The following is a 22010-nucleotide window of genomic DNA, read 5'->3' as shown; positions in this document are numbered from 1 at the left end:
TAAGCAGATTCTGAAACAGCTCTTGTTCCGGCCCCAATTACGGAATCCTACCTATCTGTTACATTCGACGACGCGCGCTTTCGACGGTGTTCGAGCAGGAAGGGCGGTGCCGGATTATCTGCTGCCCGGCTTTCGCTGGGCCTGAAATCTAAACGGAGACGGGTGCGATCAACTCCAGAGAAACGAGTTCGCGCGCGACTTCGTCCCAGTCGGCGCAGATGGTTCGGGCGCCGGCCACGCGCAGTTTCTCGGTATGCCCCGGATAGGTGTGGCCGCCGCCGATGAAGCCGATCGCCGTCATGCCGGCGGCGACTGCGCCCTGCACGCCGAAAGGCGAGTCCTCGACAACCGCGCAGTGCTTCGGTTCGATGCTCATCTGATCCGCGGCGAACAGGAAGATGTCGGGGGCGGGCTTCCCGCGCGCGACCATTGACGATGAGAATATGTTCTCGCCGAAGAATCTCGCGAGCCCTGTGACCGAAAGGCTGTGATGTATCCGTTCCAGCGAGGAGGATGAGGCGACGCAGCGGGGATTGGACAGCTGTTCAAGGAAGGGCTTCAGGCCCGCCATCGGCTGCAGACTTTCGGTGAAGAGCGCTTTCACCTCGTCCCATAAATCCGTGGTCTGATGCTCCTCAAGACGATGGCCGGTCGTGAGCCTGATGCGCTCCAGGATGTCGGTCTGCTTCATGCCGACGCATTGCAGGACCGCCTGCGGGTCGAGTTCCATGCCGTGTTTCGAATAGACCCGCCCGTAGGCAAGCGCCGCCAGCGGTTCGCTGTCGACCAGCACGCCGTCGCAGTCGAATATGATCAATGTGTCTTGCATGCTCGCTCCGGTTTGCGCGCCAGGTGTCACAGGCCGCGTAGCGCTTCAAGAAGTTCGTCGTGAATGAGCCCGTTCGAGCCGACCTTCTGCGTGTCCTCGTCTGTGGAGTCGACACCTGAAAGCGTGGTGACCTTGCCTCCTGCTGCGCGTAGCAGCGGCATGGCAGCCGCGTAGGACACGACGTCGGCCTTGATCGAAACCGCCGCATCGAGCTGGCCGGCGGCGACCATCGAATATTCAAAGGCCCCTGAGACGATAACGCGCACGCCGCGCGCGCCGACGCCGAGCCGCCGCACGATCTCTGCGGTGCGCGCCACCTCCTCGGCCGAAAAGTGCGACGTCAGCACGACGGCAATGACCGCATCGGCCAGTCTTGCAGTTGTCGACACATTGGCCGTCTTGCCGTTGACGGTCGCGATCCCCTCGCAGGTGTAGTGCGCCTCGAAGCCGGCGGCGGGCGCGACGGTCAGGCCGACCTTCGTCGCACCCTGCTCCTGATAGGCCATGGTGACGGAGAACCACGGCAGGCCGGACGCGTAGTTTATCGTGCCGTCGAGCGGGTCGACGATCCAGCGGCTTTCGCCCAAGATTCCCGTCGTGCCGGCTTCTTCCGACAGGATGGAAGCTTGCGGCGTAAGCGCGCGCAGCCCGTCGATGACAATGCGCTCCGAAGCGAGATCGGCGGCGGTGACAATGTCCAGCCCTTCCTTGCGAGTGACGTCGAGGCGCTCCTCGCGCATCGACATCAACGTCGCGGCTGCCTTGCGTGCGACGGCATCGGCGTCTTTCAGGATTTGACGGTAGTCGCTCATGTTTCGTTTTTCCCGGGGTAGTCGACATCGGTGATGAAATCGTGGGCGGGGCCAAAATCGCCGATCGGGACGACGTGCGAAACGATACCGGTCTGCGGCGACCAGGCGTGCAGGGCGAAAGCCGGCGGTTCGAAGATGAAGCGATTGGGCTCGCCCGGACGAAGATCGAGCGCGACCTGGTGCGCGACGCCCGGCGCGACGAAGCCGACCGTGCCGGCAAAGCGCGTGGTGATGGGCCGGTGATAGTGCCCGCAGGCCACCCGCTCAATTTCGGCGTGGGACCTGATCATGTCGCGGAAGCCGTCGCCGACGACGCACATCATGATGTCCATGCCGTGCACGCCGACGGGAAAGGGCGGATGGTGCATGAAGACGAAGGTCGGGCGGCCGTCGCCCTCGGCGAGACGCTCACCGAGCCAGGCTTCGCGCCGCTCGCAGATCGCACCACCGTCCTCGCCCGGCTGCACCGTGTCCAGCCCGATAAGGCGGACCGGAAGGTCCTCGATCGTATAATGCAGGAAATCCGGCGACTGGCTCAGATAGGGGAATTTCGGCGCCATCACCTCGCGCATTGTCTCACGCCGGTCGTGGTTGCCAGGAATGACGAAGACGGGCATGGGCAGGGCCGACAGCATGTCGGCGACCAGCGCATACTCTTCCGGGCGACCGCAATCGGCGAGATCGCCGGTGACGAGGACGCAATCGGGCGCCGGATCGAGCGCGGCGACGGTCGCGATGGCGCGACGAGTCATGGTGTTGGTCTGGAGACCCTCATAGGCCATCTGGCCGTCGGGTCGGATATGAAAATCGCTGATCTGTGCAATGAGCATCGGGAGGTCCGGCAGTGTGAAGGGAGGGCTGACACAAGAAGGGCGCCACATCGGCGCCACCTTAAAAAGGGCGCGCCAGCCGAAGCCGGCCGGCGCGCGTGGCATGGCGACTTATTTCATGAGTGCCTGTGTTTCGGAGACGAGGCTGTCGAGCCCGTCCTTGATGGATACGTCGCCGCTCATGACCTTGCTGATGATCTCGCGCTGGGTGCGCCAGATGCGGACCGTGTTGCCCGCCGAATAGCCGGGCCACGGGCGCGACAGTGCCATCTGCTTGGCAACGGTGGCGTAATTCGGGTTCGCTTCGTAGAACGGGCCGAGATAGTCGGTCCCGGTGGCGGCCTTGTTGGTCGGGAGGTAGCCGCTCATCTTCACGACCTGCTCCTGCGCCCTGGGGCCGGTGACGAATTTAAGGAATTCCCAGGCCGCCTTCTGCTTTGCCGGGTCGGAGGCAGTGATCACCGCCGCGTTGCCGCCTGTGGGCAGGCCACCCTTTTCCTTGTCGTCGACCGGGAAGACCGCGGTACGCAGCTTGAATCGGTCGCCGATCAGTTCGGTATCCTGGCTGAGACGGGCAGGCGTATCGAAGAAGATGCCAATCTGGCCGGCGATAAAGGCCTGGCGCGACTGATCCCAGTCGATCAACGGCATGCCGGCATCGGTGACGAAGCTGCGGAAATATTCCAGCGCCTTCAGGCCGTGCTCGTCGCCGAAGGCCACTTTGCCGTCCTTGGTCAGCTCGCCCCCACCTTGCATCAACATGGCGTCCCAGAGCCATTCGTCGGGCCAGTCATGAATATTGTAGGCGAGGCCGGCGATGCCGGAACCGGTGGCCTTGATCTTCTTGGCGAGTTCCATAATGCCCGGCCAGTCGGTAGGCATGTTGTCGGGATCGCCGCCGGCCTTTTTAACCAGGTCGGCATTGTAGAACATGATCGGCATGGAAGCGTTGAAGGCCAGTCCGTAGAGCTTGCCGTCCACCCGGCCGAGGTCGAGAATGTTGTCGGCGTAGTTGGCGTCGCGCCATTCCTTCGACTCAGCGTCCATCATCGTGCCGAGGTCCAATATCTGGTTGCGCGCCTTCAGCTTGCCGACCAATTCATGCAGGACGTGATAGCCCGAATAATAGACGTCGGGCAGGTTGTTGGTGATGGAGGCCCGCAGCATGGCTTGGTGGCCTTCGTCGTAGCTGGCCGCCGGCGCGCGGAACTGGATCTTGATGTCGGGATGTTCCTTCATGAATTCCGCGGCCAGCGGCTCATGGAACTTCGCGAAGGCCGGGAATGCGTAGTAGACGTCGAGCGTCACGGGAGACTGGGCCAGCGCTGTCGACGCCGCTCCCAGCAATACGGCCGAGGCCGCGATGATCTTTGACAGGAATTTCATTAAGGCTTTCCTCCGGTTATGCGATTTGCCCGATGCTCTTGAGGCGATGATGCCGCCTTGCCCCGCAAAAGGTGTGGGGGAACGGCGCGACCGGGCTTCTAGCCGCGCCAGTTGTCAGTTTTATTTCACGCCGGTCATCGTGACGCCCTCGATGAAGCGGCGGCGTGCGAACAGGAACGCGAGCAGCAGAGGCGCGGTCAGGATGGTCGCGGCGGCCGTCAGTGCGCCGTAGTTGGTGCCGGCTTCGGCGTCCGAGAAGAACATCATGCCGAGCGGCGGCGGCGCCAGGTTGACGTCGGATATGACGATTAGCGGCCAGTAGAGGTCGTTCCAGTGCGCGACGAAGGAAAACACCGCGAAGGCGGCGATCGCCGGCATGGCGCTGGGCGTGACGATGCGCCACACGATCTCGAACTCGCTCATCCCGTCGAGCCGCGCGGCATGAATGATGTCGTCGGGGAAGGAACGGAAAAACTGCCTGAACAGGAAGATCGCGAAGACTGAGAGGAAGAAGGGCACCATCATGGCGAAATAGGTATTCAGCAGGTCCATCTTCGCCAGCGCGATGTAGATCGGCAGCGCCGGCACCTGTTCGGGCACGCATAGGCCGAGCAGGACGAGGACGAAAAGCAGGTTGCGGCCCGGGAACTTCAGCTTGGCCAACGCGTAGGCGCATGGGATGGCGACCAGAAGCTGGATGATGAGGATGCCGCCGCACACTATGACGCCGTTGAGAGCGAAGCGCAGCAGCGGCGCGCTGGTCAGCGCCATCGCATAATTCTCGAAGCCGTAGAAATGCTTCGGCCAGATCCTGAGCTGGGCGTTGAACACCTCTTCCGGCGGCTTGATCGAGGTCACCAGCATCCACAGGAAAGGCAGGAGAATGAACGCCGCGCCGGTGATCAGGATGCCGTGAGTGATGAACAGAGAGGCGAAGCGTCGGCCGGCGGAGCCAGCTGGTGTGGTTGTTGTGCCCCCCATCGCGGGAGCAGTGATGGTTGTGTCGGTCATCAGTAATGCACCCTGCGGTCCATGACGACGGTCTGGAGGATCGAGAAGACCAGAATGAAAATGAGGAAGATGAAGGTGAGGACCGACGCATACGCCATGCGGAAGTACTGGAAGCCTTCGAGGTAGACTTTGTAGAGCAGGACCTCGGTCGATCCCACCGGACCGCCATGGGTCAGCACCGCCACCGTGTCGAACACCTTGAAGGCGGTGATCGAACTGGTGACGATGACGAACATAGTCGTCGGTCCCAGCAGCGGCCACGTGATCGTCAGGAAGCGGTCGATTTCGCCGCCGCAGCCGTCGATCTCGGCGGCTTCGTAGAGGTCCTTTGGAATGGTCGAGAGGCCGGCCAGGAACAGGATCATATTGAAGCCGACCAGTTGCCAGATGCCGATCACGGCAAGCGTCGGCAGCGCCAGCGAGGGATTGCTCAGGAAGGCGACCTCGCCGATGCCGAGCCAGCGCAGCACCGCGCTCACCGGGCCGAGGCTGGGGTGCAGCAGGAACTGCCACACGGTCGCCATGGCGATGAAGGTCGAGGTCACAGGCAGGAAGTAGATGATTTCGTAGAGTGAGCGGGTGCGCTTGCGGCGGTGAACGAGGACGGCGACGAGCAGCGACAGGATCACCGAGCCGGGCAGGACGATCGCGACGTAGACGAGCGTGTTCTTGAGTGCGCGGCGGAATTCCGGATCGGTCAGCGCGTCGGTGATGTTTTGCAGGCCGACATAATGGACATCGACCTCGCCGAGCTCGTAGTCGGTGAAACTGAGATAACCGAGCACGCCGAGCGGCACGAGAATCGTCAGCACCAGCAAAAGCAGGGCAGGCAGCGCGAAGCCGCCGGCGACCAGCCTCTCGATGAAGGCCTGCCGGGCACCGGGCCGGGCGGGCGGAGCGGGTACCGCGGTCAGGCTCATGATGCGCGCGCTCCCTCTGCGAGGCGCAGCTTTCCCTTGGCGGCGGTGGCCGCGTCTTGGGAAACTTGGGGTTCCACGCGGTTTCCGGCGGCATCGAAGACATGGCAGGCCGAGGGATGGAACAAGAGTTCGGTGTTCTCGACCTCACCGTCCGGCACGCCCGCGCCTATGCGCGAGGTCACCAAGATCCCAGGGAGCGAGGGAACATCGAAATGCAGGATCTTCTCGGAGCCGAGATGCTCGCTGCGCCGCAGCTTCGCCGGAAGCGGGACCTGGTCCGCCGACTGGCCCGAGACCGCGCCGGGCAGGATCATTTCCGGGCGGACGCCGATCGTCGCTTTCTCTCCGGCGGGGAGGGCGGTGCCGATCGGCAGAGGCTTTCCGAGCAATTCCAGCCGCCCACCGACCCCCACCGTCACGGGAATCAGGTTGATCGTCGGGCTGCCGATGAACTGGGCGACCTGGACGTTGGCCGGCCTGTCGTAGAGTTCGTCGGGCGTGCCGAGTTGAAGGATGTCTCCGCCTTCCATCATGGCGACCCGGCTTGACATAGTCATCGCCTCGACCTGGTCGTGCGTGACGTAGACGAATGTCGCGCCGAGTCTCTGGTGAAGCTCGGCCAGCTCGCTACGCATGTGGACGCGCAGCTTGGCGTCGAGGTTAGAAAGTGGCTCGTCCATCAGGAAAGCGGCGGGCTGGCGCACCATGGCGCGACCGAGCGCGACGCGCTGACGCTGGCCGCCGGAGAGCTGGGCGGGCTTGCGCTCTAAAAGAGGTTCAATCTGAAGTTGCGCCGCGATGCCCCTGACCTGCTTGCCGATCTCCTGCATCACCTTGCGGCGCCGGGACGAGAGTAGGCGGACGAGCGGCAGGCGCTCGTAGAGGCTAAGCCCGGTCATCGTCAGGGGCAGCGCCATGTTGTTGAAGACGGACATGTGCGGGTAGAGCGCGTAGCTCTGGAACACCATGGCGATGCGCCGCTCATGCGGCCTCAGATGATCGATCGGCGCGCCATCGACGAGGATCGAGCCCGAGGTTTGCGGCTCGAGGCCGGCGATGATGCGGATGAGCGTCGATTTTCCGCAGCCGGAGGGGCCGACAAGCGTCAGGAACTCGCCATCGTTGATGGACAGGTTGATGTCTTTGAGAACCCGGTGGGGCCCGAAGGACTTCGAAAGGTTCTTTATTTCCACTGCAGCCACTGGGGTTGCTCCGTTTCGCGAACAATTGGGTAGAGGCGCTATCTCGGTGGATAGACCTCATGCACGACATCACCGATGAAAAAGGGTGTGAGGCCCGGAATTTCATGAGGCCGCACGGTGAAATCGGACCCGGAAAAGTCGTAGACGAGCACGCCCAAGGTGGCTTCTCCGGCCATCCCTTCCGGCTGCAAGTGCGCCTCGACGAGGAAGCCGGACGACGGCCCCCACAGGTACCGGACGCCGCCGAGTTGACGATCGTAGAGTTTGTGCAGGTGGCCGCTGGCCACGAAGGCCACGTCGTAGCGGCGCACCATGTCGAGCAGTTGCGCGCGAGGCTCGGGAGTGGGCGCCCAGTATCCAACGTCGCCTTCGGTCGGCTCGCCGATGAAGAGCGGGCGATGGGTGAACCAGCCGATCCGGCGCCCGGACGCTTCGCGCATGGCGTTTTCCAGCCACGCGATCTGCTCCGTTTCGGCCGGCTCGTCGCTGCCGAACAGCATCGAATCGAGTCCGATCAGGCGCCAGCCCTCGATGTCGCGATGCCACCAGTCCGGCCCGAAATGACGTCGCCAGCGGGCCAGGCGTTCTGCGTTGACTGGCTGATAGAGATGCTTGGGCTCGCCCACGTCGTGATTGCCCGGCACGGCGAGATAGGGCAGTCCGATGGAGTCCATCATCTCGGCGCAATAGCGCATGTCCTCCTCGACATCGGCGCCATCCACGGTGACGTCGCCTGTATGGATAACGAGGTCGGCATCGCTTTCCTTCAGCCAGTCGAGGAGCGGCTGGCTGTTGGCAAGGAAATGCCGCTTACCAGGGCTGAGATGGGTATCGGAAATCTGCACTATTCGCGTCATCGGACGTTCTGGAACCTTTGCCGCGTCTTGCGGTGTTGATCTCGTCGTGTCGAAAGAAGCGCCTGAAGGCGGACGCATTCTTTCCCCTGCCTGTGAAGGTGTGACGACGACGTCGGATTTTTAGGTCCAGGACGCGGCGTCTCCCGCAGGAAAGGCTCACTCGGTTGAAACGGCTTGGACCGGCATATTGAACCTCCCATCGTGTTCTCCGTCCGATGCCCATTGTCAGGGCATTCTGAGGTGCGGAAAACTTCCTCCAGCATTTAATTGAAAAAAATTTCACAGCTTGATAAAAATATCAAGATAAAAATCGCGACCGTAGCCGCACCTCTAATTGCCGCGCCTATGAGGGTGCTGCCGAAGCGGTGCAGATCGACCAGACCGAGATCGAGTATTTGAGCGCGGCCGTGAACCGCTACTTCAAAAGAGAAGCTGCGCCCCAGGACTTGCTGTATGCGTTCTGGGGCGTGCGGCTGTTGTTCGACGACGGCAATGGGAACCCTTCGGCGGTTACGCGCGACTACGTCTTCGACGTTGACGAGACCGGGGGCGCGCCACTGTTCAATGTCTTCGGCGGCAAGATCACGACCTTCCGGAAATTGGCCTAGCGCGGCCCATCGCCTCGAACATATCTTTCCGCAGATGGGGGGCGACTGGACCGCGAGTGTGCCGCTGCCGGGCGGCAACATGCCGAACGCGGACTTTGAGCCTTCCGTCAACGGATTATGCGAAACATGGCCGTGGATGCCGCGCGCCCTCGTTCATCATTACCGGCGGCTCTACGGCACGCGGTCAGGAGGTGGTGGGCGCCACGGCTGGCATGTCCGACCTCGGGCAGCACTATGGCGGGCTGCTCTATGACTCGGAAGCGCGTTACCTGGTGGCGAGGGAGTGAGGGCGCACGCCCGAGGACATCCTCCCGCGGCATGGCGGGCCTCTTGGGACGACTTGCTGTGGGTCATAAGCTGGACGGTTTGACCGGCGCTAGCTGCCAAGCCAGTCCCGGACAACTCCATTGAATTCGCGTGGGCGATCGATCATGACCATGTGAGCGGCATTGGCGAAAATGTGCATGTCGGCTTGCGGCGCGCGTTCCAGCAGCTTGATGCCGCGCGCCACCGGCACGGTTTCGTCGCAGCCTGACCAGGCTATGAACAGCTTGGCCTGCATGGTGGGCAAATGCGGAAGGAGATGGTCCTCCTGGATCTGGGTATATTCGGTGTCGTCCTTTTTCCGGGCAGCCTGCTTGAAGCGCTCCAACTGACCGGACTCGCAGGCCAGGCGGTAGTTCTTTTTTAGCAGCTCCACGAACTCCGGCGGATTCTTCGTGCTTAGCCTCGCATTGGTTCGCAGAAAGTCTTCCTCGGTGTCGCATCCCTCGAGCACATTATACGCTGCTGCCGCTGCTGCCTGCCAAGCGTGGTCCTCATTTCCGCCGAGGCGCGGGGAGGTCGCACCGCTGCTCACGACGACCACCTTATCGACCAGACCTGGCTTTTCAACGGCGAGCATTGCCGCGATGAAACCGCCTTCGGAATGGCCGACGAGCGCGCATCGGGTGACGCCGAGCGCTTCGATGAAGGCTGAAACGTGATGCCGCCTTTCGAGGCGGGGAACGTGTTTCCCGTCCACCGGCGCATCCGAGAGACCGAAGCCGACCAGATCGGGCGCCAGCACCCGGAAGTCATGCGCGAGTGCCGGGATGGTGTTGTGCCAGGTGGACCAGGCATCGATCGCCAGTGACGAGCCGTGCAGCAGGATCACGGCCGGTCCGCTGCCAGCTTCGAAATAGCGCGTACGGATGCCGCCCGCCACGACATAATTCTCCTTCACCGTCGCCGCGGGTAGCGGCGGACGGGCGGCGTCTCGCGCTTTCAAGCGCCGCCGATCAGCTGACGGATTGGTTTTCAAGCTGTTCGATCATCCCGAGCGCGAACTGGGCGGCTTTGCGTACATGCTTTTTTGCAAGCCGCTCGGCATCCGATGCCCTGCGATTCACAAGGGCGTCGAGCAGGGCTGCCAGCTCTTCCTGAGATGCCTTTCGCCGCTCTGCATCGGAAAGAGAAATCATGCGCAACTGTGAGGCCCGCATATGGATGCTGCGAAGCATCCGTTCCGCCTCGGAATTGTTCGCGCCCGCTACCAAGACGTCGTAGAATCTAGTCTTTGCAGCTATCATTTCGCGCGCCACACCGACGCGATAGGTTTCCATCAACTCGTCATACACGCCCCGACAACGCGTGATATGATCGTCAGTCGCATTCTCGCAAAACAACCTGCATACAAGCGCCTCCAGCGCCTCGCGAAGATCAAAAATGTCCTTCGCGATCTTGGGATCGACGACAGAGACGATAAGCCCCCGGTTGGGCAGGTTCGTGACAAGGCCCTCGTTCTCGAGCTCGCGCATCGCTTCCCTGAGCGACGTCCGCGAAACGCCCATGCGCTCGCAAAGCGTGCGCTCCACCAGCCGCTCTCCCGGCCCCAGTTCTCCGACGACGATGGCGTTGCGGATGGTATCGGCCACCTGCGTGTACAGGCGCGGCGGAGCATGGACTCGCAGATCATACACGGCGGATTTGCTCCTTTGAAACGTGCGCGAACGAGTGCAATTTCACAAGCATATCAGCTTACCGCAAGCATTGTGCTTCATTCAGTGGCCTGAGGCGTTCAGCGGCCGTGGCTCGTAGGCCCCGTCGATGCGGTCGATATGTTCGGAGGTAAGCACTATGTCCAATGCCGCGACTGCCTCGTCGACATGGTCTGTCGAGGTCGCTCCGAAGATGGGCGCGGTAATGCCGGGGCGCGCCAATGTCCAGGCGAGAGCCACCTGCGCCGGTGTCTTTCCGATGTCGGCGGCAACGGCAGCGACGGCTTCGCGCACGGCGTGGTCGCCGTCGCGGTGGTAATATTTCTGCGTATAGTCGTCGCTTTTCGTGCGCGCCGTCTGCTGGCCGGGATTGCGGCGATCCGCGGCAAGGAAGCCGCGCGCGATCGGGCTGAACGGTATCAGGGCAACATCATCGTGGCGGCAGTAGGCAAGCAGTTCCCGCTCGCACTCCCGGTGAGCGGGATTGTATTCGCATTGCATCGAGATGAATGCCGGAAGGTCGCGTGCGCTGGCAGCCGCACGGCATTTTGCGAGTGTCCAGCCGGGCATCGTCGTGACGCCTACATAGAGCGCCTTTCCGGCGCGCACGATATCCGCCATGGCATCGACCAGTTCGTCGAGGTCGGTGTCCTTGTCCCAGATATGCGTCTGGAAGAGGTCCACGTGATCGGTTCCAAGGCGGACCAACGAATCGTCGATTGCCTTGAACAGGTGCTTTCTGGAGTAGCCGCGGCCGTTGCAATGCGCGGCCATCGGGTTTCCCGCCTTGGTGGCGATGACGAAGCTGTCGCGCGGCTGCTTGAGAACGAGTATCTGGCCGAGAATGCGTTCACTCTCGCCAGCCGAATAGAAGTCGCAGGTGTCGAAGAAGTTGATGCCGTGGTCGAGGGCGCGCGCAACGATCGGCGCCGACGCCTTCTCATCGAGCACCCAGGCCCGCCATCCCGCGGATCCGAATCCCATCGCGCCGAGGCATAGCCGGGATACCTTCAGATTGCTCTTGCCGAGCCTGACATAGTTCATGTGTCGATCCGTTGCTTGCGTGATGAGGATTTGGCGTTCTGCCCGGAGTCCCGCAGCAGCGACAGCGCGAAAGCCGCGGATCTTTCGACATACCCGCGCGTGAGCTTTTCGGCGAGGTCGGCATCGCGCGCGCGCAGCGCGTCGAAAATGCCGTGGAGCAAGGCCATCGTATTCCTGCGCCGTTCAGCCGAGGCGACGCGGGTGGTGACGGTGCGCAGATAGGTGACGCGGCCATGCAGGAGAAAGGTCATTTGCCTGGTGATGTCGTTGCCTGCGCCTTGCATGATGATGTCCCACACCGCGTCGAGCTTCTCAGCATGCTGCCTGGCAAGCTCGGAGGTGTCGGTTTCGCCTGCTTCCGAAATACGCCGCGCCAATTCGTCCATTTGTTCCTGGCTGGCCCGTTCGACAAACAGGCGCGCCATGGCCGATTCCAGGATTGCGCGGGCCTCGTAGATCTGCCGGACTTCCCGTTCCGACAAGCGGGTCACGAACATGCCCTTGCCGGCTACCCGAGTCACAAGCCCTTCGGACTCAAGCTGGCTCAGCGCTTCCCGAATGCTTGTGCGGCTTACGCCGGTCTGCTCGGCGAGCTTCCGTTCCACCAGCTTGTCACCCGGCTTGAACACTTCGTTGAACAACGCCTCGCGCAGCGTGACAACGGTCTGCTCGCGCAATGTCGGCGAATCCGCAATCGACCAGTCCGTCCATTCATGCATCGCGGCGTCCTCTCCCGTCGTTCCTTCCATGACAGCTACGCGTTCGACTCTTTCATCACAAGTAGCCGATTCAAATACGGTTGACCATATGCCTGTCTGTCGGTATACCAAAAAAATCGAGTTCGAACGAGGGACCTGGGATGGCGCCGATGCGCACCAAAGACGATCTCATCGCCTATGAGAGAAGCGGTAAGGGCCATCCTCTCGTGCTGGTGCACGGTGTCGGCGCCAACCTGCAAAGCTGGGACGACGTCAGCCTCCAATTGGAGGGCAGCTTCGACATTATTCGCTCCGACCTGCGCGGTCATGGTCAGTCCGCGCACATCGATTCGGAATATTCCGTCGAGAAGTTTGCCGCCGATATCGTTCGGGTGATGGACGACGCCGGCGTGCGCAAAGCCCATCTGGTCGGCTTTTCATTGGGGGGCTTGATCGCGCAAGAACTGGCCTGTTCCTATTCGGACCGGTTTGAGCGCGTCGTGCTTCTTTCCGCAGTTGCGGGGCGCACCCCCGCCGAACGTGAGAAGGTTGTGGCGCGCCTGCAGATGATCCGCGACGGCGGTATGGACGCAGTAGTTGGTGCTGCGCACGACCGCTGGTTCACCAAGGAATTCGCCGAGCGCCATCCCGATGTGATCGAGCGGCGAATTGCCGAGCTCAAGGCTGTCCACGTGCCGTCTTACCTGGAGGCGTATCGGGTGTTCGGCCTTACCGAACTGGTGGATCGGCTTCCCGAGATCAGACAGCCAACGCTGGTGATGACGGGCGAATTCGATCAGGGGTCGAATGTCCGGATGGCCGAGACGATGCACCGGCTGATCCCCGATTCGGAATTACGCATTCTGGCCGGCCTGAAGCACAGCGTCCTGGTCGAGGCATCCAAGCTGGTGTCCGACCATGTCCGCGAGTTCCTTTTGCGTCCACGCTGAAAATGAAGGGAAGACGAATGAACGAGACGCTATTTGAGCGTGGGCTGGAGCGGCGCAAGGCGACGCTCGGCAGCGAATATGTTGAAAATTCGCTGAGCAAGGCAACCGAGTTTTCCAAGGGTTTTCAGTCATTTATCACAGAATATTGCTGGGGAACGGCCTGGGGTGACGACAGGCTGGATGCCAGGACCCGCAGCATGCTGAACATCGTCATGATTGCCGCGCTCAACCGCATGCATGAGTGGGAACTGCATTTTCGCGGCGCCCTTCGCAACGGGGTCACCCGTGACGAGCTGGACGCGTTGATAACCCATCTCACGATTTATTGCGGCGTTCCTGTCGGCGTCGAATGCCATCGCATCGCCAACCGCGTGCTTGCCGAACTCGCAGCCGGCGGAGTGGAAAAATGACTGGGGTCCTGATCCGCAAGATCGTCGATTTCGTCGAGGACACGCTTATCGAAGGGGGGCGCGTCGCGCCGGTTCCGCTTCGCATGGCCGCCTGCGCGGCGGTAATCCGCAATCCCTGGGCAGGATCGGCATTCGTCGAGGACCTGCAGCCGCACATCATGGAGCACGCCAAGGCTCTCACGGATGCCCTCGTGCCTCGCCTGGTGGCGATCATGGGCGGTCCGGACAGGATAGAAGCGTTTGGAAAGTGCGCGGTGACCGGGACGGACGGCGAAGTCGAACACGCGGCCGGCCTGATCCACACGCTGCATTTCGGCAATGTCTTCCGCATCGCCGCTGGTGGCGATTCCTTTCTCCCGTTCACGAACAAGCGTGCCGGCGCCGGCACCGCGCTCACCGTTCCCTTGACCCACAAGGACGCTGAGAAGAAGGGAAGCCGCGCTCATTTTCTGACCGTGGAATTCACCATTCCCGACGCGCCTGCGCATGACGAGATCGTCATCGCCTTGGGCGCCGCGAGCGGCGGGCGTCCGCACCATCGCATCGGCGATCGGTTCAACGACATGCGGATCATGGGAGTCGATCAGGCCGGCCGGCCGCTGCCAGCCGAGAGCAAATAACGCGCAAGCCTCCGGGTCCTTGCCCGGAGGCCAATAACGGCAATGCCGATAATATCGGGAACTGAACCTACGGAGGATTTGTCATGGATAGAAGGCAATTTATGGCCGCCGTCAGCGGCTTCGCAATCGTGGCCTCTTTGCCGGCGGTAGCGCTGGCTCAAGATACCCAGCCGGTCACCGGCGGCACGCTCAACGTCGGCTTCATCAGCGACGTCCGCACGCTCGACCCGCTTCAGTCGTCGCAATGGACCGAGCGGCAGATCCTTTTCCTGATATTCGATACGCTTCTCGAGACCGAGGCGGACTTCTCCCTGAAGCCTGCCCTGGCGAAAAGCTGGGAGTTTTCGGACGACGGCAAGCGCGTGGTCCTGAAGCTGCAGGAAGGCGTGAAGTTCCATGACGGCACACCGTTCAACGCCGAGGCCGTGAAATGGAACCTTGATGCGCGTCTCGATCCGAAAGGCAACTCATCGCAGCTCAAGTTGCTGGAAGGCGTCAAGAATGTCGAAGTGCTGGACGAATTCACCGTCGCCATCGACATGAAGGAACCTTATCCGCCGCTGCTGGCGCTGTTTGCCGACCGCGCAGGGCTGATGGCTTCGCCAACTGCGGCCAAGAAATACGGCAGCGACGTCGGTTCCAATCCTGTCGGGACCGGTCCGTTCGTTTTCGGCGAATGGGTCCGCGGGTCGCGCATCGCGCTCACCAAGAACGACAGCTATTGGCAGAAGGGAATGCCATATCTCGACGGCATTACCTTCCATGACATTCCGACGAACGTCGTCGGCATTCAGCGCATGGCCATCGGTGAACTGGATTTCATAAGCCAGCTTGATCCGTTGGATACGCGCCTTTCCAAGGCCAGCCCGGACATCGAGCTTGTGCCGTCGAAGGGTGGCGTCTGGTATTCCTACCAGTGGCGGTGGGACGCCGAGCCATATAACAAGCCGGAACTGCGCCAGGCCATCGCGCATGGCCTCAACCGCGACCGCATCAACCAGATCATATGGGCGGGGCAAGGCAAGATTTCCGACAGCTTCACGCCAGACGGCCTGTGGTGGACCCCAACCGATCTGGTGCACTACGAATACGATCCGGAAAAGGCGCGCAAGATCGTGGCTGATTCCGGCCTGAAGGGCACCACCATCAAGCTTGCGGCGCCAAGCGGCGATACGCTGCGACGCTTTGCCGAACTTGCCAAGGAAGACCTCGACGCGATCGGCCTCAACATTGAGCTCGAGCCGGTCCCCCAAAGCGACTACTACGCAAAGGCGGTCTCAGGCGAGATACGCTTCACGCCGATGCGCTGGACGCAACGGGCGGATCCCGACGGCCTGATCCACTATCTCTTCTCCAGCAAAGGCACCGCGAACTCCACGGGCTACAAGAATGACCAAGTGGACAAATGGATCGATGAAGCGCGGGTAATTTCCGATCAGGCGCGCCGCAAGGAATTGTACGAAAAGATCCAGCGTCAGATTTCTGCCGATCTGCCTTACATGCCCGTCGGGTTCAGCATCGAATTCAACGCCATGCGCAACACCGTCAAAGGGTTCGCTCCGATGCCGGACGAGATCCCGCGGTTCCGTTACGTCTGGAAAACGCAGGCCTGATCTTCATGCTTTGCCGCGGCGCGCCGCGCCGCGGCGTCTGGCGCGGGTGGACCCGGTCCCGCCTGCAACCGGTAGAGGAACTTGATCGCCATTATGACCGCCGCCCATCGGATGTGCCCCAACCGCCCGCTTTGCGAGACGGGCTCCCCGGAGACGTTTCTTCAATCCTTCGCGATGAACTGAGGCCGGCATGCTTGCGCTTGTACTTTCCCGCATAGCGATCATGGTTCCGAACGTTATCGTTCTGACGTTTCTGCTGTTCACGTCGGTGACGTCCTTTCTGGGGACGCCGGCGGCGATCATGCTGGGGGAGAACGCATCCCCTCAATCGATCGCCGAACTCAACGCGAAGCTAGGCTTCGACCAGCCCATCCTGTCGCGTTACTGGAACTGGATCAGCGCCGCATTGTCGGGCGACCTGGGCCGGTCTTATTCCACCCAACAGCCTGTCGCGCAAATGATCGCGGATGCCCTTCCTCTAACGCTTGAGCTGGCATCCTGGGCGATCCTCATCGCATTCCTGGGGGCCACGCTGATCAATTCGGCGACGTTCATGAAAAAGCTGGTGGAGCGGCTCACCGCCGCCGTCAGCATCGTCGGCATCACCGTGCCCAATTTCTTTCTCGGACTGCTGCTGATCTACCTTTTTTCGGTTCAGCTCCGCTGGCTGCCGACGACCGGATGGTCGCCGTGGTCACGGGGCGCCGGGCAGCATCTCATCCACATGATCCTGCCCGTCATCACGCTTACGACCTTTTATTTCAGCTCCTTCACGCTCGTCTATAAAGCCGAATACCAGTCGGTGAAAGGCAGCCTCTACATCCAGGCCGCGCGTTCGAAGGGGCTGTCCGAGGCGCGCATTTCCTACCGGCACATTCTGCCCAACAGCATATTGCCGTTGATCACCTATGCCGGTCTTTCGCTTGGACAACTGGTTGGCGGCGCGGTCGTCACCGAAACCGTCTTTTCGATGCCGGGCATGGGCCGGCTTCTGGTGGAAGCGATCTCGTCCCGGGATTTTCCTGTCATGCTGTCGGTTGGAATGGTGATCATCGTCGGCGTGATGATCCTCAACCTTGTGGCGGACGTGACCTACAGCCTCGTCAATCCGCTCGTGCGAACATCGGCTTAGCATCCAATGAGAAAACTTCCATTCCGATTGGTCCTTGGCCTGACGCTTCTGGTGATCATCACTTTGATCGCGGTGTTCGCGCCCTTGATCGCGCCCCTGCACCCGACCGCCACGACGGTAAACGTCCTCGGCCCGCCTTCGGCTGAAAACATCCTTGGCACGGATCAACTTGGCCGGGACGTGCTGTCGCGCGTCATCTACGGAACAAGGGTTTCACTGCAGGTGGGCGCTTCGGCGGCCATAGTGGCTGTGCTGATCGGCGCCCCCATTGGCCTGATCGCCGGATTTTTCCGTGGCTGGATCGATTTTGTCCTCGTCCAGATCATCGACATTTTCATCGCCTTGCCGGGGCTCGTTCTCGCATTGATCATCACCGCGATGCTCGGGCCATCGGTGGTCAACCTGGCGGTCACGCTGGGTGTCGTCACCGCGCCGACGGTCGCCCGGCTGGTTCGTGGTCAGGTCTTCGTCGTCCGGGAAATGGTCTTCGTGGAAGCTGCGCGCGCCACGGGCGCAAGCTCTTTCTGGATCATCCGCCATCATATCATGCCAAACACGATGCGCGTGGTGTGGGCGCAGTTCGCAATCAATGTGGCCTTCGCGATCTTCACCTCCGCAAGCCTCAGCTTCCTGGGGCTGGGCGTTCCTCCGCCGGCTCCGGACTGGGGCGGCATGGTACGCGACGGTTCGATGTTCCTGCCGATCCTGCCGCTGCTCAGCCTGGGGCCGGGCGCTGCCGTCGCCCTTACAGTTTTCACATTTTATCTTGTCGGGTCGAGCATGAACGAGGCCGCGTCCCGCAATGATCGCTGATTGGAACAGGGAAATGACGTCTAACCAGATCGAGCCGCCGCTGCCGGCATTCATAGAACAACGCCTGCAGGAGTTTGCCGGCCGGGAAGGTGCCCTGAAAGCGCGGCGATGGATGCGGCCGGCGGATGTTCTGATGCGTGTGGAGAACCTTCGCTGCTTCAAGGCTTCGCGCGTCAGTTTTGCCGACATGTTGTTGCGCAGGATCGTTCGCGAACGCTGGCAGATAAGGATGATCTCGGCGGAATGCGGCGATGACGGCGCGGCGAGATTCGTCTACCGGATCGACGCGGAAGGCCATTCCTTCTCCTATATTGCCCGAGCATATCCATGGGACGGAATCGAAAAAGTCGGACGCCGCTCCGATGGCGCGGACCGTGACATGTTCGGCGCGCTCTTCGTCAATCTTGCCAGCCAACAGCGTATCGAGCGGGAATTTGAAACGTTCGACATCAAGGCTGAAGGCCAGATGCGTACGGATTCGGATGTGGTCGGCTGGACCCCGGCCAATCGCAGCAGCCGGCATTTCGACGCCGTAGTCGAAGCACTGTCCCGCGGCGAACAGCCCGCCCCCGAGCTCGGCATCGCCTATCTCATGCGGAACGGTGGCTTTCAAAGCAGCGGCCGGAATGGCACGGTTTCCTATCCGGGCATTCCCGAGGGGCATCCGCTGGCGCACCCGTTCTTTGCGGATATCTTCGCCATCTACCTGGTGCGGCTCGTCTCCATCGATCTCGTCAATGCCGTGGCGCGGCGGCGCAATCCGGACGCAGCGCAGCTCGACATTTCGATCGCGCGCGGGCTTGGAATAGGCAACTCCTCAGGCCAGGGCATGTGCGTTGCCCTCCAGCGCTGGCCGCATTGGGTCGCCACATGGGTGACCGTACGCGAGGCGGCTCTTGGCTACGCAAAAAGCCTGCCGGTCGATGCGGGAAGCATTTCAGTTGTCCGCGGCTCGATAGAGAGCACCATCCGCATCTATGCGCAGACCGACCCACAGACGCAGGACTACGTGGTGGCCAACGAAACCATCATCGAGAACCTGACACGCATATCGGCAAGCCTGCGCGAAGGACAGTTTCGGTGCTGGGGCGACGTTGCTGCGCACGTCGCAGAAGTCATGGATGGCGAGACCAGTGAGCAGTTCCACAGCGTACTTCTCGACGTGGTACCGGACTTTTGTGACGCCATCGCGCCCTATTTCCAGATCGGCGCAGCCCGCAAGCGGCAATTGCAGCCAGCAATGACGGTCGCTGAATTGCGCGAGATCCTGCGCAGGAACTACGTCTGGGCTCTCACCGCCGACCGCACGCTTGCCGAAACCCATCAGCACTTCTGGTACCATTCGATCGACAATGGCGAACAAAGGCGCGGCGAGCGGGTCATCGACCCGCACGAGCGTTTCGAATCCTTCATCGATCATATCGGATTGATCCAGAGGCTGGCGGCGGTGCTGGTCAGCCGTGGTGACAAGGAGCGCGCCGGCGACGTCGTCCTCGACCATCCGGACTTGCATTACGCCATTTCGCGGGTGCAATATCTGGATGGCCTGCTCTATGCGGAAATACGCGATCCGCTCGCGCATCGCGATTTCGTCCCCGCCGATCTCATACGGTTTTTCCTTGCGTCGCTGGGCATTCGCGGCTCGACGCCGCTCAGCATCCGCTATGTGCGGGGGACTTTCTTCCAAGACCAGCCGCTGCCTTCGGAATTCCTCGAGCCTGGCAGGCCGGGTTCCCGGGTTCGCAAGCATGAGAATGAGGTCGCCCTGTGAGCACGAGCATGTTTGTTGCCTATTCCGAACTGACTCGCGTCCTGCCGTGGTCGCTCAGGGCGCTGGGCTACGCGTTCGGAACCGCTGACCGGGGCGCTCATCTCGTTGCAACAGGTGCGGCGCTCGATCCGGCTATTCTGGATGAAATTCGCCAGGCGGGACCGCGGCCCTCCCATGGCTTCCGCTACCGGAAATCGAACGGGCTCACGATGCTGGACGCCGCCGGCGTTTCATTTCTGGAAACGGGACCTGCCGCGATCGATGCTCTCGCCGCGCATGCAGGCGGCGCCAAATGGGAAATGTGCCGGATATTGGCGGCGACCGAGCTGTCGCTTGTTCCGGCCACGCTGGTCGGTGCGATGGACTACAATCTCTCCTCTATCGGCATCATCGCCAGGGATGGAACCTTCGACTGGCTGTTGGCTGACCCCGACGCACGGGGTGTGCTTTATTCGGGCCGGGGCCGGGATGCCCTGGCGGCGCTCCTCGGTGAGGACACGGCGGTTCTGGAATCGATCGACGCCGCCGGGCTGACGCCGGGCTGCGCGCTTCTCATGGTCAGCGCCCGCAGGCCTGAACTGAAGGCGTCCGGGCACGTTGCCGTTCGGCCTCGGGAAAAGATCGCCATGGCGCACCAGAAGGGCATTCCCCTGTCGCGCGAGACGCTGGATGCGCTGTACGCGCTCGAAATGCTCACCTGGGCTCCAACTTCGGAGCGCTCTCGCTCGCAGGCGGGCTTCACTGTTGCACCGGCGCCAAACTCATGAGTGAACGGAAATCCGATCCAGTGGTCGAGGTAAAAGGCCTCAACGTCGCTTTCGGCAAGCATCAGGTGGTGCATGATGTCGATCTGGCCATCCATGCTGGCGAGACGCTGGCGCTTGTCGGCGAGTCGGGGTCCGGCAAGAGCGTCACCTCCATGACGATCATGGGACTGCTTTCCGGCAATACCCAAGTGACCGGTTCGGTCATCGTGGATGGCCAGCAAGTGGTGGGGGCGTCGACATCGACATTGCGGCGGGTGCGTGGCGGCATTGCCAGCATGATCTTCCAAGAACCGATGATGAGCCTGAACCCGGTTCTGCAGGTCAGCACCCAAATCAAGGAAATGCTGCGCCAGCATCGACCCTTAAGCGATGCCGAGGCGCGGGAGGAGGGCATCCGGCTTTTCGACCGCGTTCGCATTCCTGACGCGCGGCGGCGGTTCAATGACTATCCTCACATGTTCTCCGGGGGGATGCGGCAGCGGATCATGATCGCCATCGCATTGGCGTGCTCGCCGAAGCTGCTTATCGCCGACGAGCCGACAACAGCGCTCGACGTGACGATACAGGCGCAAATCCTCGATCTCCTGAACGAGGTCCAGCGCGATACCGGCACTGCGATCCTGTTCATCACGCATGACATGGGCGTAGTGGCCAACATCGCCGACCGCGTCATGGTCATGCACAAGGGACGCGTGGTGGAGACGGGAGCAGTAAAGGACGTTTTCGAGCGTCCGCGCGAGGACTATACGAGGATGCTGATCGACGCGGTCCCCCGCCTGGGGCAAGGCGTCGCCCGCTCCTACCGCGCGCCCGCCAAGGATGCTGTGCCGAAGCCGGTTTTGAGCGTGCGCAAGCTGGTGACCCGGTTCGACGTGCGTGGCGGGGCGATGCGTCGCAAGGTGGGGCGTCTCCATGCCGTCGAGGGTCTGAGCTTCGACATCATGCCTGGAGAAACGCTGTCGCTGGTTGGCGAATCCGGCTGCGGCAAGTCGACGACCGGACGCAGCATCCTGTTTCTCAATCCTCCGGATTCCGGCGAGGTGGTCTTCGACGGACGCACGGTGCGGCGCGACAACAGGTCCGATCTTTCGGATCTCCGGCGCAATGTGCAGATGATCTTCCAGGATCCTTTCAGTTCCCTGGACCCGAAGCAAAACGTCGGTGCGATCCTGGCGGAGCCCCTGCTATGCCATGGGTTGGCGACCAGGGCCAAGGCCCTGGACAAGGCGAAACATCTTCTGGAGCGTGTCGGCCTCGAACCGTCGATGATCACCCGTCTTCCGCACGAGTTTTCCGGCGGACAGCGTCAGCGAATCTGCATTGCGCGGACCCTGATGCTCGACCCGAAGGTCATTATAGCCGACGAGGCCGTCTCGGCGCTCGACGTTTCGGTAAAGGCGCAGGTGATCGACCTGCTGCTTGAGTTGCAGGAGGACCTGCGGTTGTCCTACCTCTTCATCAGTCACGACATGGCCATTGTCGAACGTGTCAGCCACCGCGTGGCGGTCATGTATCTTGGCGAGATCGTGGAGATCGGGCCCAGCCGCGAGGTGATAGGGAATCCGAAACATCCCTATACCCAGAAGCTGATGGCAGCGGTGCCGAACCCGGAGCCGGCCGCGGACAGGCACCGCTTGATCGGCAAGCCAGTGACGGAATTGCCGTCTCCCGTGCGGCCGCTCGATTTCATTCCGCCGAACCGGCAGCCTCGCGCGGTCGGACCCGACCACTTCGTGATCGAGTGACAAGCTTTAACGA

General features: G+C 61.8%; 21 protein-coding genes and 1 pseudogene. 10 read left to right on the top strand and 12 right to left on the bottom strand.

Translation table 11 applies throughout. The annotated features are described in order from the left end of the window. Positions 1-148: 148 nt before the first annotated feature. From LB541_RS23470 to LB541_RS23435, 8 genes are all read right to left on the bottom strand, one after another. Positions 149-829, bottom strand: coding sequence for an HAD family hydrolase (locus tag LB541_RS23470; RefSeq protein WP_224619710.1), 681 nt, complete (start codon positions 827-829; stop codon positions 149-151). A 26-nt stretch (positions 830-855) separates the two neighbouring features. After that, positions 856-1641 carry an inositol monophosphatase family protein gene (locus LB541_RS23465; protein WP_140561359.1) on the bottom strand — a complete coding sequence of 262 codons (786 nt, stop codon included), beginning with the start codon at positions 1639-1641 and terminating at the stop codon, positions 856-858. After that, a complete protein-coding gene (locus tag LB541_RS23460; protein ID WP_140498512.1) occupies positions 1638-2471 on the bottom strand; it encodes a phosphodiesterase in 834 nt (277 codons plus the stop codon). The genes LB541_RS23465 and LB541_RS23460 overlap by 4 nt, the downstream gene beginning before the upstream one ends. 111 nt (positions 2472-2582) lie before the next feature. Beyond that, on the bottom strand, positions 2583-3857 hold the full coding sequence (locus LB541_RS23455) for an ABC transporter substrate-binding protein (RefSeq protein WP_140686353.1): 1275 nt from the start codon (positions 3855-3857) through the stop codon (positions 2583-2585). A gap of 120 nt (positions 3858-3977) precedes the next feature. Continuing rightward, a complete protein-coding gene (locus tag LB541_RS23450) occupies positions 3978-4838 on the bottom strand; it encodes a carbohydrate ABC transporter permease (protein ID WP_140498557.1) in 861 nt (286 codons plus the stop codon). 29 nt (positions 4839-4867) lie between these two features. Further along, positions 4868-5782, bottom strand: coding sequence for a carbohydrate ABC transporter permease (locus tag LB541_RS23445; protein WP_411908945.1), 915 nt, complete (start codon positions 5780-5782; stop codon positions 4868-4870). Between the two features lie 2 nt (positions 5783-5784). Continuing rightward, positions 5785-6990: an ABC transporter ATP-binding protein gene (locus LB541_RS23440; RefSeq protein ID WP_140525274.1), complete on the bottom strand. Its 1206-nt coding sequence runs from the start codon at positions 6988-6990 to the stop codon at positions 5785-5787. A gap of 38 nt (positions 6991-7028) precedes the next feature. Next, positions 7029-7847 carry a metallophosphoesterase family protein gene (locus LB541_RS23435; RefSeq protein ID WP_140800931.1) on the bottom strand — a complete coding sequence of 273 codons (819 nt, stop codon included), beginning with the start codon at positions 7845-7847 and terminating at the stop codon, positions 7029-7031. 341 nt (positions 7848-8188) lie between these two features. Between LB541_RS23435 and LB541_RS23430 the strand changes: the two are divergent. Beyond that, a pseudogene (locus LB541_RS23430) lies at positions 8189-8739 on the top strand (glycerol-3-phosphate dehydrogenase); the annotation flags it as partial. Between the two features lie 92 nt (positions 8740-8831). Here the strand turns inward: LB541_RS23430 and LB541_RS23425 are convergent. The 4 genes from LB541_RS23425 to LB541_RS23410 all read right to left on the bottom strand — a co-directional run bounded on the left by LB541_RS23425 (position 8832) and on the right by LB541_RS23410 (position 12197). Continuing rightward, the gene (locus LB541_RS23425; protein WP_140567215.1) at positions 8832-9758 is read right to left on the bottom strand and encodes an alpha/beta fold hydrolase; all 927 of its coding nucleotides are present in this window, start codon (positions 9756-9758) and stop codon (positions 8832-8834) included. Next, the gene (locus LB541_RS23420; protein ID WP_140650383.1) at positions 9736-10416 is read right to left on the bottom strand and encodes a GntR family transcriptional regulator; all 681 of its coding nucleotides are present in this window, start codon (positions 10414-10416) and stop codon (positions 9736-9738) included. Before LB541_RS23420 ends, LB541_RS23425 begins: the two co-directional genes overlap by 23 nt. Positions 10417-10497: 81 nt before the next feature. Further along, on the bottom strand, positions 10498-11478 hold the full coding sequence (locus tag LB541_RS23415; protein WP_140513428.1) for an aldo/keto reductase: 981 nt from the start codon (positions 11476-11478) through the stop codon (positions 10498-10500). Further along, complete coding sequence (locus LB541_RS23410) at positions 11475-12197, bottom strand: GntR family transcriptional regulator (protein ID WP_181165366.1); 723 nt, start codon at positions 12195-12197, stop codon at positions 11475-11477. Before LB541_RS23410 ends, LB541_RS23415 begins: the two co-directional genes overlap by 4 nt. A 149-nt stretch (positions 12198-12346) precedes the next feature. Here LB541_RS23410 and LB541_RS23405 point away from each other — a divergent pair, with 149 nt between their 5' ends. From LB541_RS23405 to LB541_RS23365, 9 genes are all read left to right on the top strand, one after another. Next, positions 12347-13126: an alpha/beta fold hydrolase gene (locus LB541_RS23405; RefSeq protein WP_181171805.1), complete on the top strand. Its 780-nt coding sequence runs from the start codon at positions 12347-12349 to the stop codon at positions 13124-13126. Positions 13127-13143: 17 nt separating this feature from the next. After that, entirely contained in the window at positions 13144-13536 is a 393-nt protein-coding gene (locus LB541_RS23400; protein ID WP_140498501.1) for a carboxymuconolactone decarboxylase family protein, read from the top strand. Continuing rightward, entirely contained in the window at positions 13533-14156 is a 624-nt protein-coding gene (locus LB541_RS23395) for an amino acid synthesis family protein (protein WP_140498500.1), read from the top strand. The genes LB541_RS23400 and LB541_RS23395 overlap by 4 nt, the downstream gene beginning before the upstream one ends. A gap of 101 nt (positions 14157-14257) precedes the next feature. After that, positions 14258-15769, top strand: a complete 1512-nt coding sequence (locus LB541_RS23390; RefSeq protein WP_181171806.1) for an ABC transporter substrate-binding protein — start codon at positions 14258-14260, stop codon at positions 15767-15769. 190 nt (positions 15770-15959) lie between these two features. Continuing rightward, positions 15960-16901, top strand: coding sequence for an ABC transporter permease (locus tag LB541_RS23385; protein WP_140498498.1), 942 nt, complete (start codon positions 15960-15962; stop codon positions 16899-16901). Between the two features lie 72 nt (positions 16902-16973). Continuing rightward, positions 16974-17714: an ABC transporter permease gene (locus tag LB541_RS23380; protein ID WP_224619722.1), complete on the top strand. Its 741-nt coding sequence runs from the start codon at positions 16974-16976 to the stop codon at positions 17712-17714. Positions 17715-17727: 13 nt separating this feature from the next. Beyond that, positions 17728-19485, top strand: coding sequence for a hypothetical protein (locus LB541_RS23375; RefSeq protein WP_140513437.1), 1758 nt, complete (start codon positions 17728-17730; stop codon positions 19483-19485). An 8-nt stretch (positions 19486-19493) separates the two neighbouring features. Beyond that, a complete protein-coding gene (locus LB541_RS23370) occupies positions 19494-20252 on the top strand; it encodes a hypothetical protein (protein WP_140513439.1) in 759 nt (252 codons plus the stop codon). Further along, positions 20249-21997 (top strand): ABC transporter ATP-binding protein, encoded by a 1749-nt coding sequence (locus LB541_RS23365; protein ID WP_140513441.1) that lies wholly within the window; start codon positions 20249-20251, stop codon positions 21995-21997. Before LB541_RS23370 ends, LB541_RS23365 begins: the two co-directional genes overlap by 4 nt. Positions 21998-22010: the final 13 nt, after the last annotated feature.

This window comes from Mesorhizobium sp. BR1-1-15 (genome assembly GCF_020165475.1).
Lineage (GTDB): Bacteria > Pseudomonadota > Alphaproteobacteria > Rhizobiales > Rhizobiaceae > Mesorhizobium.
This window is presented reverse-complemented; position numbering and strand designations above follow the sequence as displayed.

Bases quoted from the DNA above. Each gene is read 5' to 3' on its own strand.
- LB541_RS23390 (WP_181171806.1), top strand. From the start codon at position 14,258: ATGGCCGCCGTCAGCGGCTTCGCAATCGTGGCCTCTTTGCCGGCGGTA.
- LB541_RS23400 (WP_140498501.1), top strand. From the start codon at position 13,144: ATGAACGAGACGCTATTTGAGCGTGGGCTGGAGCGGCGCAAGGCGACG.
- LB541_RS23385 (WP_140498498.1), top strand. From the start codon at position 15,960: ATGCTTGCGCTTGTACTTTCCCGCATAGCGATCATGGTTCCGAACGTT.
- LB541_RS23405 (WP_181171805.1), top strand. From the start codon at position 12,347: ATGCGCACCAAAGACGATCTCATCGCCTATGAGAGAAGCGGTAAGGGC.
- LB541_RS23410 (WP_181165366.1), bottom strand. From the start codon at position 12,197: ATGCATGAATGGACGGACTGGTCGATTGCGGATTCGCCGACATTGCGC.
- LB541_RS23455 (WP_140686353.1), bottom strand. From the start codon at position 3,857: ATGAAATTCCTGTCAAAGATCATCGCGGCCTCGGCCGTATTGCTGGGA.
- LB541_RS23460 (WP_140498512.1), bottom strand. From the start codon at position 2,471: ATGCTCATTGCACAGATCAGCGATTTTCATATCCGACCCGACGGCCAG.
- LB541_RS23470 (WP_224619710.1), bottom strand. From the start codon at position 829: ATGCAAGACACATTGATCATATTCGACTGCGACGGCGTGCTGGTCGAC.
- LB541_RS23370 (WP_140513439.1), top strand. From the start codon at position 19,494: ATGTTTGTTGCCTATTCCGAACTGACTCGCGTCCTGCCGTGGTCGCTC.
- LB541_RS23450 (WP_140498557.1), bottom strand. From the start codon at position 4,838: ATGGGGGGCACAACAACCACACCAGCTGGCTCCGCCGGCCGACGCTTC.
- LB541_RS23435 (WP_140800931.1), bottom strand. From the start codon at position 7,847: ATGACGCGAATAGTGCAGATTTCCGATACCCATCTCAGCCCTGGTAAG.
- LB541_RS23415 (WP_140513428.1), bottom strand. From the start codon at position 11,478: ATGAACTATGTCAGGCTCGGCAAGAGCAATCTGAAGGTATCCCGGCTA.
- LB541_RS23465 (WP_140561359.1), bottom strand. From the start codon at position 1,641: ATGAGCGACTACCGTCAAATCCTGAAAGACGCCGATGCCGTCGCACGC.
- LB541_RS23395 (WP_140498500.1), top strand. From the start codon at position 13,533: ATGACTGGGGTCCTGATCCGCAAGATCGTCGATTTCGTCGAGGACACG.
- LB541_RS23365 (WP_140513441.1), top strand. From the start codon at position 20,249: ATGAGTGAACGGAAATCCGATCCAGTGGTCGAGGTAAAAGGCCTCAAC.
- LB541_RS23375 (WP_140513437.1), top strand. From the start codon at position 17,728: ATGACGTCTAACCAGATCGAGCCGCCGCTGCCGGCATTCATAGAACAA.